We start from the raw sequence: 12,681 nt of genomic DNA on the forward strand, positions 1-12,681 counted from the left end.
TGGAACCCCGGCCGAGCTCAACGGCCGGCCGGGGGATTCAGGAAAGATGTCTTGTGTGCTGCTCACGAACAGTCAGCAAGACAGCCACGGGCTTGACGTTTGTTTGATGCGGCGTTGCCCCAGCTCACGCTGAGACGCTGAGGGTTACCAGAACCCTTGAGACCTGCTTCAGAGCCAGTTGGAGCGAGGTGAGTCATGCTGAACATGTTCTCTCTAGGGGCACAGATACCTGCGGATGTCCAACGCTATCTGTCACCCAGCATCGATCCTGTACGCAACAGAGGAGAAGCATCATGAACCATGTGGACGTCTATTCAGATCTGCGGCCGCGCATCGCGCGTAGTCTTATGGTATGTGCAGCCCTTGTGGCCAGTACGTTCGCGGTTGTGGCACATGCGGGGCCGCTCACGCTCAGGGGTGGGTACGAATCCGTTTACGCGGGGTGGTCAGGCGGCGACCCGATCTACAGCACGCACTCATGGTGGGCGACCACAAACTCGGTTGAGAGCGGATCGCTGGGCTATCAGTTGCTCGCGCACTCTCGTGTGACTGCGACAGCACACACGCAGTTCTCTCAGACGGTCGACTCCTCGATGGTCGCCGAGAACAACTCGTACGCGTATAACGGAGAAACGGTGCCAGGAGTTCCGGACACCAGCACACGCTCGTTCGTGATGGGTGCCGAGAAGTGGTACGTCTTTACGGTCACGCGTCCTGTGCTCTTTGCGAACCAGATAGCACCAACGACACACATCGGAGACTGGTCATACTGCTTCATCGAGCACGGGAGTTACTCGGGCGGCGTGTTCACACCCTCGGGTGACTTCGTTGTGGATCTGCTGACGTTCGAGCCGCTTACAACGATGATGTGGCCGGCGGGCGCGTACCGATACCAGAGCAAGTACGATGGTATCTTTGAGGACAACCAGTCCTTCGTGCGCACACAGAGCACAACCTGGAGCGTGTTTGACGTCGTCCCTTCACCTGGTGCTCTCTCACTTCTCGGCCTCGGCGGACTCCTCGCGACACGCAGGCGACCCCGAGCCGCGACCGGCTGACTCTCTTCCACCCTCTCACCCTCTGTCCGCCTCGGTGTCTCTCCAGATGCCGGGGCGGCTTCGCGTAGCTGGCATGCGAGACTTCTTGATTCGTCTGCCTCCTGTAAGTGCCATGCATGTGCTCGGCTCTTGCACCTGTGTGCGGCGAGCTCATTGACAGCTCTGCTGCTCCCGATCGTGGCTCACGCCCGCGCAATCTCCCTCCACGTCGGTTTCGAGGACGTACAGCACGCCGGTCGCCCCGTCCCGCACCAGCACGATGATCGCCGTGTCTTCGTAGTGCCGCCCGGCGCGGCCGAGACTCGGGTCGCACGCGGCTTAGAACGTGAACGGCCCTAACTCACGACATCAACATCCCTCCGCGACGCCTCCGTCCCGCTTCGCGCCACTCACGTGAGCACTCACGCGCCTCGGCTTCAGAAGCATCGCCGCTCCGGCCCGAGACACTGCCAACCTCGCCGACTCAGAATCCGGCCCCCAAAGGGGCCGATCCGGCGCGACGCACTGGGTTCTGAGAATCGAGGCACGCCGGAGTCTCGCGAAAGTCCGCGAAGACAGAAGGCGTGGACCTCGAAGGGTGGATCCCAGACCAGCCAGAACGCCCAAGTCGGCACAAACTGGCAGGAATCGGCAATTCCTGAAAGTCGCAGAGTGTCATGAAATGTCGCGAAATGTCGGTATCGGGGGGAGTGAGCGTGGCAGATTTGTCATGACTCCGGCACGCCAAATGTGCTCTAATATTCTATTTCCCAACACATTATGCAACACGCTCGATCCGAGGTGTGCCACGCCTGACGTGTCTCGAACCTCACTTCATCATCACACGCCGCAAGAGCATGGCTTCTCAAACGAGTCAGAAAGCCCAGCAGGAGCATCCCGCGCCGCCGCCCAGTGCATCGCGACCAAGGGGGGCGGTGGTCAGCCCGTGAGGACAGCACACGGGCAAGGGTGGCAGCGATGCTCCCGCGGCGACGCGCCAGTGCCCGCCGAACTTCCCGACAGGTGACCATTCCGGCAGCACGGGTATCGGAGTCGGTGCGTGTGGCGTGAAGGCGCCCGCGGCGTGGACAACCCGGCCGCCCATCACCGTGAGCACGCTCTCGATGCCACGGATCTGATGTGCCGGCACGGAGAAGTAGTCGTCACTCAAGAGGGTGAAATCGGCAAGCTGTCCGGGAGCGATCCGGCCCTTCCGGGCTTCTTCGCGGCTGAACCACGCGCTGCCGCCCGTGTAGAGCCGGAGGGCTTCTTCACGGCTGAGGAGATTGGAGTCCGGATACATGGCCGTGCCGCCGACTGTCCGGCCTGTGACCAGCCACGAGAGGCTGGTCCAGGGGTTGTAGCTGGCGACGCGGGTCGCGTCGGTTCCTGCGCCGACGGGAACGCCCATCTCGAGCATTCGCCGCACGGGCGGCGTGCGTTCCGCGGCCTGCTTGCCGTAGCGCTGGATGAAGTACTCGCCTTGGAAGGCCATGCGGTGCTGGACAGCGATACCGCCTCCGAGGGCTTTCACACGCTCGATGTTGCGGTCGCTGATGGTCTCGCAATGGTCGAAAAACCAGCGCAGGTCGGAGATCGGCGCCTCGCGGTTCACTCGCTCGAAGACATCGAGTGCGCGTGTGATGGTCTCGTCGTAGGTGGCGTGCAGGCGGAAGGCCCACTTGTTGCGTGCCAGCAGGCCGACTACGGCTTCGAGCTCTTCCTCCATTGAACCAGGCATGTCGGGGCGAGCGACTATGAAGTCTTCGAAGTCCGCCGCGGAGTAGACGAGCATCTCTCCCGCGCCGTTGAGGCGGAGCAGTTCGTCGCCCTGGTACATGCGGTTGTTCGCGGCCCACGCGGCGAAGTCCTCGCGCTCCTTCTGCGGGCGCTGGGTGAAGAGGTTGTACGCAATGCGCACGGTCATCTCGCCGCGATTGTGCAGCTCGTTGATGACGGCATAGTCATCTGGGTAGTTCTGGAAGCCGCCGCCCGCGTCGCACACGCTGGTAACGCCCAAGCGATTCAGCTCCCGCATGAAGTGCCGGGTCGAGTTCATCTGGTGTTCGGGCGGGAGCTTTGGCCCGAGAGAGAGCGTCTTGTAGAGAATCCAAGCGTTCGGGTCAGCAACCAGCAGACCGGTGGGGTTGCCGTCGCGATCGCGCTCGATGATGCCGCCGGGGGGATCCGGAGTGTCTTTGCCGTAGCCGACGGCCCGCAGTGCTGCGCGGTTCAGCAAGGCCCGATCGTAGAGGTGGAGGATGAACACGGGCGTGTCGGGTGCGGCGGCATTGAGTTCATCGAGCGTGGGCAGACGGCGCTCGGTGAACTGGAGTTCGGCGAAGCCGCCGACGACGCGGACCCACTGTCCCTGTGGCGTGCGGGCGACCTGTTCGCGCAGCAGGCGCATAGCGTCTGCAAGGGATGGGACACCATCCCAGCGGAGTTCCAGGTTGTAGTTGAGCCCGCCGCGGATGATGTGCACGTGCGAGTCGTTGAGCCCGGGGATCAGACGACGGCCGCCAGCGTCGATGACGCGGGTCTGAGGCCCCTTCAGGGCGAGAACTTCCTTGTCATCACCGGCGGCGACGAACTGTCCGGCGTCGACGGCCAGCGCACGCACCTCATGCCCGGGCCTCTGCATCGTTGTGATGCGAGCGTTGTGGACGATGAGATCTGGGACCAAGGAGTCGATGCCGCTTGCTGTGGGGCGTGTCACGGTGCATCCTCCGGTAAGCAGACCCGTCGCGGCGACGGCCGCCACGCTGATTGCTTCGCGTCTGGTGATGTGGTCGTGTGAGCGCGTCATGGTGTGTCCGATTGCTGCTTAGATCGTCGGTCCCGCGTGAAGCCATCCCCGCAGCACTCTGCCGAGCAAGGGGCCGACGACATATGCGACGAGCGGCACGATGATCCCGGTCAGAACGAGGGCCGCGAGGGGGATCGGCAGCTTCACTCCCAGCTTCTGCATGATGTACGAGAGCGCGACGACGAGCACGTAGATTGCCGCCCACGACATGAGCGTGGTCTTCCATTTCGGGGGCGCGAAGTCCGGCGGGAGATCGAACCACGTCTCGAGCCCAGGATACTCCTCGAATCGATCACTCCTGACCAGCTCGGCAATCGGTGCGAAGAGCTCTGCCCGCGTCTTTGACGAGTGCCACGCGAGGAGGTTGGAACGCTTGTCGAACTTGTAGACGAATCGATACGCGCCGCGGTCAACGCCATCGACACCACCGACCGGTCGCAGGACAGTCGCACCAAGGTGTCCGGGCTGACTGGTCGCCTCGGCGATGAGCGCACCCATCAGCAGTTCGAATCGACCCTCCGCCCCGGGGCGCACGCGTATGTCCCGGATAACTGTCACCGGAGGATCGGTCGCGTCGGTGCGGAGGAACCGGAGCGCAGGCGAATCGGGTGAGGTTGGGATCTCCGAAGCGTTCGACACTTCTCGTACTCCATCCGGCCGTGAGCAGAAAGCCGCCAACGATCGACACGCTCTTGAGAATGGGCGCAGCGATCCAGAAGGCGTGGATCACATGGGTCACGCTGATCAGGAAGACCGCGAGGATCCTCGAACGCTTAGTGCCCGCCGGCTGCCGGCACCTTGTACTCGGGATACGTCGTGGGCGGTGCCTTGTGGACCATCGTGTAGGCATACTCCACGCCGATGCCATAGGCACCGAAGTGTGATTTGGCGATATCCATGACTGCGTCGTATGTGCCGCGGTGCGCCCAGTCGCGTTGCCACTCGAGCATGACCGAGAGCGCGGTGACGGGCCTTGCGCCCGCCTGGATACACCGCTTCATCGCGTTGTCGTGGGCGAGCTGGCTGATATCGCCGCAGCAGTCCTCGACGATGAAGACTTCGTATCCGTCGTGGATGGCCTGAATCGTGGGGAGCGCGACGCAGGTCTCGGTCCAGAGACCAGTGAGAACGATCTTCTTGCGGCCGCCTCCCCCAGCGTCCTGAATTGCCTTCACGAAGTTAGCGTCGTCCCAGGAGTTCATTGAGGTGCGTTCAATTGGCTCCTGACCGCCCAGGGCGGCGATCACCTGTGGCCAGGTGTTGCCGCTGAACGACTTGGACTCCACGGTTGAGAGAACCGTCGGCACGCCGAAGACCCGGGCTGCCTTGCAGAGTGCGACATTGCGGTTGATGATGCTCTGGCGGTCGAACTCGCCGCTCATCCCCACGCCGAAGAGCATCTGCGGCTGCAGATCGATCATGGCCACGACGCAGTTGTTGGGGGTAAGGAGGCCCTTCTCGGAGAGCTTGGGACGGTTGGAAGCGGATGACATGGCGGTGTGCTCCTGAATGAATGCGAGGATCAAGGCCGAGCCCTCGGGTGCGTCCGAAGGGCTCCCACTGTTACTGAGCGCGGGGCCGGGACAGGGGAAGGCGGGACGCTCCACGGTCGTGGATAAGAACGGGCCGCCCAAGTCGATACTGGAGTTGGCGATGAGGGGCGTCCTGCCCCCGGGCTTCTCGTGGGCTTGAGCATCCGCGGAAGACGCACGTCCGAGCGCGGCTGACCGAAGCGATCATCGCCCGGGCATCTGGAGCGCTCCGCTACGAGACGCGCGGCGGGAGCGCAACCGTTTCGCCCGCTACATCGATCGCGACCTTGCCGCGGAGTGCATACGACCGTCTGCTTTCAAGGAGCTCATGGGCCTCGCCCATTCTCGCGAGCGGAAGAGTCGCGCCGATGACCGGCTTCACGAGACCGCGCTCGACCAGCGTGGTGAGCGCGTCCAGCTTTCCTCGGTTCTGTCGTGTGAAGACGAAGTGGTATGCGGCGTTCCTGCCCCACGCCTCGATGAGGTTCTGCGGCTGTGCGATGTCGACGATGCTGACGACGCGTCCGAAGTCGGCGAGTGTGAGCGGGCTTCGTGTGAGCGTGTCGCCGCCAATGGTGTCGAAGACGACATCGACCCCCTTGCCTCGCGTCAGTTCGGCGACGGCATCGACGTAGTCCGTCGAAGTGAAGTCGATCGCCGCATCCGCTCCGAGCGAGCGCACAAAGTCATGGTCGCCGGCTTTCGCTGTGGTGATCACTCGAGCGCCGATCGCCTTCGCGACCTGGATCGCGATCGTGCCCAAGCCGCCCGCGCCTCCATGGATGAGAATCGTCTCCCCCACGGTGAGCACAGCTCGCGTCACCAGTGCCTCCCATACCGTACCGCCGACGAGCGTGAGACTCGCCGCCTCCAGGTGGCTGAGGTTCTCCGGCTTGCGGCCGACGAGTTCGACATCGGCAACATGCTGCTCGGCGTAAGAGCCGGGGCCGCCGAAGATTCGCGGCGTGTAGTACACCGCATCGCCGACACGAAACTCGGTCACACGGGATCCAACTTCCTCGATGACGCCAGAGACGTCATGCCCGATGATCGCCGGGAGCGGCACATGATCCTTGTAGTCTCCGCGTCGGATCTGATAATCGAGCGGGTTGACGGCGGTCGCATGGACGCGAACCCGAACCTGTCGGGATTCGACTCGCGGAACAGGGACATCGAGCAGCTCAAATGCATCGGTCCCTCCGAAGCGGGAGAGTACAACGGCTTTCATCTGATCAGTCATGTCGGTGCTCCTCATTGTGGTTGCGTGTGCGCGCCGGGACGGGCGGTTCTTTCTCAACGTTGTGCACACGGCCCACCCACTCCGGTAGCGGCAATGCCCGTAGCCGTTGAGAAGCGGCCGCCTTCTTCGCACCGAACCGCGACTGAACGACTCGAGTTCGGTACACCCTTGCATCGTGTCAGCCAGAAGGAGAGGGTCCGTCCGGCAACGGAATGAAATCGTTGGCATCACTGGGGATAATCGGGAAGCGACGCTTTCTCCAGTCCTCTTTCGCTTGCACTAAGCGCTCCTTGGAAGAGGACACGAAGTTCCAGTAGATGTAGCGTGGTCCGTCCATCACCGCGCCTCCGAGGACCATCAAGCGCGCCTCATCGTGGGCGATGACCGTCACTTCGTCGCCGGGGCGGAGGACGAGCATCTGTTGCGGCGGAAAGCGGATGCCGCCGATCTCGATGTGACCAAGAAGCGTGTAGATGGCGCGTTCCTCGGTTGTCGCGGGGATGCCGAGTTTCGCGCCCGGTTTCATGCAGACGTCGACGTAAAGAGTCGGCCACTGCGTGGCCACGGGCGACCGGATACCCATGAACTCGCCGAGAATCAGGCGGCCCGAGATTCCCGGCTCGTCGAAAGTCGGTAGGTCTTGCCGACGAGCGCGGGTGAACTCGGGGTCGCCTTCTTCTTGGGTTCGTGGTTGTGCCAACCAGCTCTGCACGCCGAAGAGTCTTGATGGCTGCTCGCGAACGTCCTTACCAGTGCGTTCAGAGTGGACGATCCCGGCGCCTGCTGTCATGAGGTTCACGTCGCCAGCGTGGATGCGGAGGTCATTGCCCAAGGAGTCCCGATGGTCGATCGAACCGTTGAGCAGGTAGGTCACCGTCGCGAGCCCGATGTGCGGGTGCGGGCGAACGTCGATGCCCTTGCCGCTTAGGAACTCGCCCGGGCCCATCTGATCCCAGAATATAAACGGACCCACCATTCGCTTCGAACGGAAAGGAAGAGCCCGACGCACCTCGAATCCGCCGATATCGCTCGCGCGGGGGAGGATCACCATCTCTAAGCCAGCGGGACATTTCAGATCGCTGTCGGCATCGGCTGTTGGCAACCAGCTCATTGGCTTTCCTTCCGCGGGGCTCCCGCTGCACGATCGCTCGCGCCCAGTCTACCTCGTGGTATGTCCATGCGGTCGTGCTTTCTCGTACCAACGCGACCGCGTGGCCGCGAGTGTGGCGGCGGATACGAAGGTTGCCAGCAGACCCACTTCCGGCCGACATCAGCCTGCTGCGTCGGGCACCGGAGTGTTGAGCAGTTGCTGCTCCCACAGATAGGCGATCCCGCTCCCGGCAAGGTTTTGGATGACGACTGCGTTGATCGCCGCGGCAGTTTCAGCCCGCGCCCAATCGCGTTGCCATTCCGATGCGAGCGCCACCCATGTCATCATGTTGATGCCAGCTGCAATCATGCGCTGGATGGCCACCTGATGCCCCTCGACCGATATGCCCCCGCACGCGTCGGTGATGACTGTCACGTCCCAGCCCTCCCCCGCAGCCTGGATCGCCGGCATCGCGACACAGATCTCGGTCCACAGTCCCGCGATGATCAGTTGCTTGCGCCCGGTCGCTTTGACTGCATTGACGACTTTCGGATCCTCCCAGGTGTTGATCAGGGTGCGGTCGATCACCGCTTGGCCGGGAAACACATCCGTGATCTGTGGGAAGATGCGGCCGCCGCGATCTTCGACCACACTCGTCAGAATGGTCGGGACGCCGAAGACCTTGGCGGCCTTCGCCAATCCCGCCGAGTTGTTGACCACCATGTGGGGATCGTGGCTGTTCAAGTTTGCCAGCTGGTAGGGCTGATGATCGATCAGAACGAGCACTGACTCTTCGGGGCGGAGAAGTGAGGACAGTCCGCTTCTGATACTCATAGTGATTTCCTTTGCTGATGTGCACTGATGGGACCACTCGGCCTCGCTCAACTCTTCTGAGCGTGGGGCTGGGTCACCGCGCTCCAGATGTGCCGGGTTGCTGCTGCTTGAGGTACAATCCGGAGCCGTGGACCAGCAGAACACCACTCTCGCAGTTCAGGGGTATCTGGATGAACTCGCCGGGCTCCAGGGCGATTCGCTGGCCGAGCCGTTGGTGCGAGATCTGCTTGCCCGCTCGGTCGGACGCCTGGAGTTGCTCTGTGGGGCCCTTCTGTTTCGGAGCTATCCCCGGCTTACACGGGCACCCTTGAATCTCCAGACTGAGGAGATGCTTGGGGCCGTGGTTGAGCGTTTGCTGAAGGCCATGCGGAAGGCAAGGCCCGGGAACGTGCGTCAGTTCTTCGCCATCGCCAACCAGCACATGCGCTGGGAACTGAATGACCTGGCCCGACGCTTAGATGAACAACCGCCTGCAGCGCAGATTCCCGACGGCCATGCGGCCGCCGCGGAATCGACGGGATCCCAGGTCAGCCCCGTAGCTCGTCGGCTCTTTCAGGCGATCGACGACCTTCCTGAAGAGGAGCGCGAGGCGTTCAGTCTCATTCGCATTCAAGGGCTCACGCGAGGCGAAGCCGCGGAGATCCTTGATGTTTCGGTGAAGACTGTCCAGCGGCGAGTGAACCGTGCGGTGCTTCTCCTCAGTCACACTGTCGGCGATCTTCGGCCCGTGGACTCGCTGCCGAGTGAACCGTGAAGCGGAGCCGCTGGAGCTTCTATGTCGGTGCACGAATCACGCATCCAGTTTCTCCTTGAGGAGATTCTCGGCTCCGATCTGACGGCCGAGGAAGCCTGCCGGGAGTACCCGGATCTATTGCCCGAAGTCAGAGAGCGACTCGCGCGGGCGCGGGCGATGGAAGACCACTTGGATGCCGTCATGCCGTCGGGGGACACTCGCGCTGGTCGACAAGCTCGGCAGGCACCGGCAAACGAGCTCCCGCAGTTGCCGGGGTATCACATCGAGGGCGTCGTCGGCACCGGAGGTATGGGGATTGTCTACAGGGCACGCCATCTGAAGCTCAATCGCCACGTCGCGATCAAGATGCTGCTCGCAGGGGGATACGCCGGGCCGCTCGAACTTGAGCGATTCAGGCGCGAAGCGGAAGCTGTCGCTGCCCTCTGCCACCCGAACATTGTGCAGGTGTTCGATGCGGGGGAGTGTGACGGTCGCCCGTATTTCGTCATGGAGCTTGTCGAGCGAGGGAACCTCGCACAGCAACTCGACGGCCGCCCTCGCTCATCCCGAGAGGCGGCGGCCTCTATCTCGATCCTCGCGAGAGCCGTTCACGCCGCGCACGCCGGCGGCATCATGCACCGCGACCTCAAACCGGGAAACATCCTGGTGGCAACCGATGGCACCTTGAAGATCGCTGACTTTGGTCTGGCGCGGCGCTCGGATTACCCGGGCCAGAGCACAGCGATCACCATCACGGGCACACATCTGGGCACACCGAGCTACATGGCGCCCGAGCAGGCCTTAGGAGCCGCCACCGAGTTCTGTCCCCTCATAGACATCTATGCTCTTGGAGCGATCCTCTACGAGCTGCTCACTGGGCGTCCCCCGTTCCGCGGCGAGACCGCAGCCGAAACACAGCGTCAGGTCATATCCGACGAGCCCGTTCCCCCGACCCACCTCAATCCCGCCGTGCCGCGCGACCTGCAGACCATCTGCCTCAAGTGCCTTCAGAAGGACCCGGCGCGGCGTTACGGCAGCGCGGCAGATCTCGCGAATGACATCGAACGCTTTGGTCGGGGCGATCCCATCCTCGCACGGCCGGTTGGCATCGCTGAGCGTTCCGTGAAATGGTGTCGGCGGCGGCCAACGGCGGCTGCAGCGATCGCGTTCTCAGTTGTCACGCTCGCGGCCATGATCGCGGGAGGAGTCTGGTTCCAACGCGTGGAGAACGCTCGTCACACTGAGCGTGTCGTCCGTCAGGTGAGCGCCCGCATTGCCATCGAATCGGAGTTGCCGCTGCTCGAGCGGCTGGTGCGGAGCCGTCAATGGGCCGAGGCAGCGGTGGTGCTCAGTACCGCACGCTCTCACCTCAAGGATGCCGAGTCGCCGGAGCTCGAGTCGCGTCTGGCGTTGGCCGCGGAGGAGTTCGAAGTTGCTCGCGAACTGGACCGAATCCGAGAGAGCTTCCCGGAGCCCGCCACCGTCGGATACACCTTCTTTCCTGCGCGCGACGCGTATACGAGCGCTTTCATAAGGATCGGCATCGGGCGTGAAGTCGACCCGACGACGGCCGCGACCCGAGTACGCGCGTCGCCACTGCGCGATGTCCTCCTGCCGGCGCTGGACCACGCCGCGTTCATCGAGCTTTTCAGCAGCTCCGACGATGAGTTGCGGCGACTGCTCGCGGTTGCGCAAGCGGCCGCATCCGACCCGTGGCAGGATCGCTTTCACGACCTTGCGACGTGGCACGACCTGACGAGTCTCCAGCAGCTCGTGCGGGACGCTCCGACCGCGGTCCCCGCGCCGCCTGTGCATCAACTCGTCATCGTCGGTCTTCGGCTCAGCGATCTTGGCTCCAATGACGCGACCATCGAGATCCTGCGCGACGCTCAGTTGCGCGATCCGGCGGACTTCTGGGTGAACCTTGAACTAGGCAACTCGCTTCGGCGGGCTGAGCGATATGAGGAGGCGATCCAGTTCTACCGGACAGCCGTCTCGCTCCGGCCAACGCACTACGCCGCATGGACGACACTAGGGTGGACTCTCATCCACCACGGCGCCCCGGAAGCGGCCATCGGACCACTCCGCAAAGCTGTGGCGCTTCAACCCAAGTATGTGAGGAGCTGGGTGAGCCTGGTGCTCGCGCTGGCGAACTGCGGCCGGTTGGACGAGGCTCAGCAAGTGAGCCGCGAGGCGCTCGCGGCCATTCCCGGCGATACCGAAATTGCCTCATATCAGGACTGGCTTCACTTCGGTCAGGCCCGTTCCGCGGCCGGGCGGCGCGACTGGTGCAGTGCCGCGGAGCACTACGCTCAAGCTATAGCTGGTCTCTATGCCAGCGCGGGCGAGGCGTGGTTCGAGCTTGCCGCGGTTCTGATTCTGGCGGGAGACGTGGCTTCGTACCGCGACGTGTGCCGCTCGATGCTGGAGCGGTGCGAGCCGTTGGAGCTACGGAAGTACCTCGTCGCAAGGGCCTTCACCCTCGGGGCGATGAGTGAGGACGAACTGGCGATTGCATCACATATCGGTCGTGTCGGGATTGAGGGCTCTCTGCAGTCACACTGGGCCTTGACGCTGCGCGGCGCGTTGCTCTGCCGCGAGGGCCGACCGGGCGATGCCGTGCCGGTCTTTATGCAGAGCATCCAGATCGACTCGGACCCTGTGAGAGCTGTCATCAACTGGGTGTGGTTGGCACGGGCGCACGTGAGCCTCGGCCAGCGCGATGAGGCGAGGCAGTGGCTCGCCAAGGCCGCCGACTGGCTCGACCAGAGCGAGGGCATGCCCGAGCGGATGCATCTTCACAACTGGCTTGAAGCCCAGATCCTGCGTCGCGAAGTAGAGCACGATCTCGCACAATGACGAGGTCCGAGTTTCGGCACGCGTGCGTCAGTTCGATGATTCCACTTTGCCGAATGCGTCACGACTCGTCCCGGACCCACCCCGGACTGCCCCCCGAGTGGCGCGGGCGAACCGATCTGGAGGCCTTGTGAAGGTCGTATCGGGTCAGCACGGCATCCACCGCAGCCGCGTCCATCATCTGCTGCACCTGACGCGGCTCTCACCCGCCGCGATCCGTGCCGCGCTCACCGGCACGCTCAGCCCGCGGATCGCGCTCGAGGACCTGCACGACGCGGCGGACTCGCTCGACTGGTCGCTGCAGGCGGTTCGACTGGGCCTGCCAACGCACGGCAGCTGAGCGGCCCCAACTCACGACATCACCACCCGCCCGACACGCCAGCATCCCGTCTCACGCCAGTTGCGTGAGAACTCATGCGCCTCGGCTCCAGAAGCATCGCGGTTCCGGCCCGAGACACTGCATGCCTCCGTGCCCGAGCCGCGGCTCACGCGAAAGTGGGCGACTCAGAACAATCGGAGCTCGCTATGCGGCCCGAGACACTGCATGCCT

General features: G+C 63.5%; 11 protein-coding genes. 5 read left to right on the forward strand and 6 right to left on the reverse strand.

Going from position 1 to position 12,681, the window contains the following annotated elements; all coding sequences use genetic code 11:
• Positions 1 to 365 precede the first annotated feature (365 nt).
• Positions 366 to 1,058, forward strand: coding sequence for a hypothetical protein (locus tag KF838_00425; protein QYK48332.1), 693 nt, complete (start codon positions 366 to 368; stop codon positions 1,056 to 1,058).
• Between the two features lie 853 nt (positions 1,059 to 1,911).
• Here the strand turns inward: KF838_00425 and KF838_00430 are convergent.
• The 3 genes from KF838_00430 to KF838_00440 form a co-directional block, all read right to left on the reverse strand.
• Positions 1,912 to 3,846, reverse strand: coding sequence for an amidohydrolase (locus tag KF838_00430; protein QYK48333.1), 1,935 nt, complete (start codon positions 3,844 to 3,846; stop codon positions 1,912 to 1,914).
• Between the two features lie 18 nt (positions 3,847 to 3,864).
• A complete protein-coding gene (locus KF838_00435; protein ID QYK48334.1) occupies positions 3,865 to 4,485 on the reverse strand; it encodes an antibiotic biosynthesis monooxygenase in 621 nt (206 codons plus the stop codon).
• Between the two features lie 134 nt (positions 4,486 to 4,619).
• On the reverse strand, positions 4,620 to 5,339 hold the full coding sequence (locus KF838_00440) for a hydrolase (protein ID QYK48335.1): 720 nt from the start codon (positions 5,337 to 5,339) through the stop codon (positions 4,620 to 4,622).
• A gap of 16 nt (positions 5,340 to 5,355) precedes the next feature.
• Here KF838_00440 and KF838_00445 point away from each other — a divergent pair, with 16 nt between their 5' ends.
• Positions 5,356 to 5,538 carry a hypothetical protein gene (locus KF838_00445; GenBank protein ID QYK48336.1) on the forward strand — a complete coding sequence of 61 codons (183 nt, stop codon included), beginning with the start codon at positions 5,356 to 5,358 and terminating at the stop codon, positions 5,536 to 5,538.
• A gap of 72 nt (positions 5,539 to 5,610) precedes the next feature.
• Here KF838_00445 and KF838_00450 read toward each other — a convergent pair whose 3' ends face one another.
• The 3 genes from KF838_00450 to KF838_00460 form a co-directional block, all read right to left on the reverse strand.
• Entirely contained in the window at positions 5,611 to 6,618 is a 1,008-nt protein-coding gene (locus tag KF838_00450; GenBank protein ID QYK48337.1) for a zinc-dependent alcohol dehydrogenase family protein, read from the reverse strand.
• A 178-nt stretch (positions 6,619 to 6,796) separates the two neighbouring features.
• Positions 6,797 to 7,729, reverse strand: a complete 933-nt coding sequence (locus KF838_00455; GenBank protein QYK48338.1) for a pirin family protein — start codon at positions 7,727 to 7,729, stop codon at positions 6,797 to 6,799.
• A gap of 159 nt (positions 7,730 to 7,888) precedes the next feature.
• On the reverse strand, positions 7,889 to 8,542 hold the full coding sequence (locus tag KF838_00460; GenBank protein QYK48339.1) for a hydrolase: 654 nt from the start codon (positions 8,540 to 8,542) through the stop codon (positions 7,889 to 7,891).
• 127 nt (positions 8,543 to 8,669) lie between these two features.
• Here KF838_00460 and KF838_00465 point away from each other — a divergent pair, with 127 nt between their 5' ends.
• The 3 genes from KF838_00465 to KF838_00475 all read left to right on the forward strand — a co-directional run bounded on the left by KF838_00465 (position 8,670) and on the right by KF838_00475 (position 12,471).
• The gene (locus KF838_00465; protein ID QYK48340.1) at positions 8,670 to 9,296 is read left to right on the forward strand and encodes a sigma-70 family RNA polymerase sigma factor; all 627 of its coding nucleotides are present in this window, start codon (positions 8,670 to 8,672) and stop codon (positions 9,294 to 9,296) included.
• A gap of 21 nt (positions 9,297 to 9,317) precedes the next feature.
• Positions 9,318 to 12,134 (forward strand): protein kinase, encoded by a 2,817-nt coding sequence (locus tag KF838_00470; protein ID QYK48341.1) that lies wholly within the window; start codon positions 9,318 to 9,320, stop codon positions 12,132 to 12,134.
• 127 nt (positions 12,135 to 12,261) lie between these two features.
• Positions 12,262 to 12,471: a hypothetical protein gene (locus KF838_00475; protein QYK48342.1), complete on the forward strand. Its 210-nt coding sequence runs from the start codon at positions 12,262 to 12,264 to the stop codon at positions 12,469 to 12,471.
• Positions 12,472 to 12,681 lie beyond the last annotated feature (210 nt).

Source organism: Phycisphaeraceae bacterium (assembly GCA_019454185.1).
Lineage (GTDB): Bacteria > Planctomycetota > Phycisphaerae > Phycisphaerales > UBA1924 > JAHBWV01.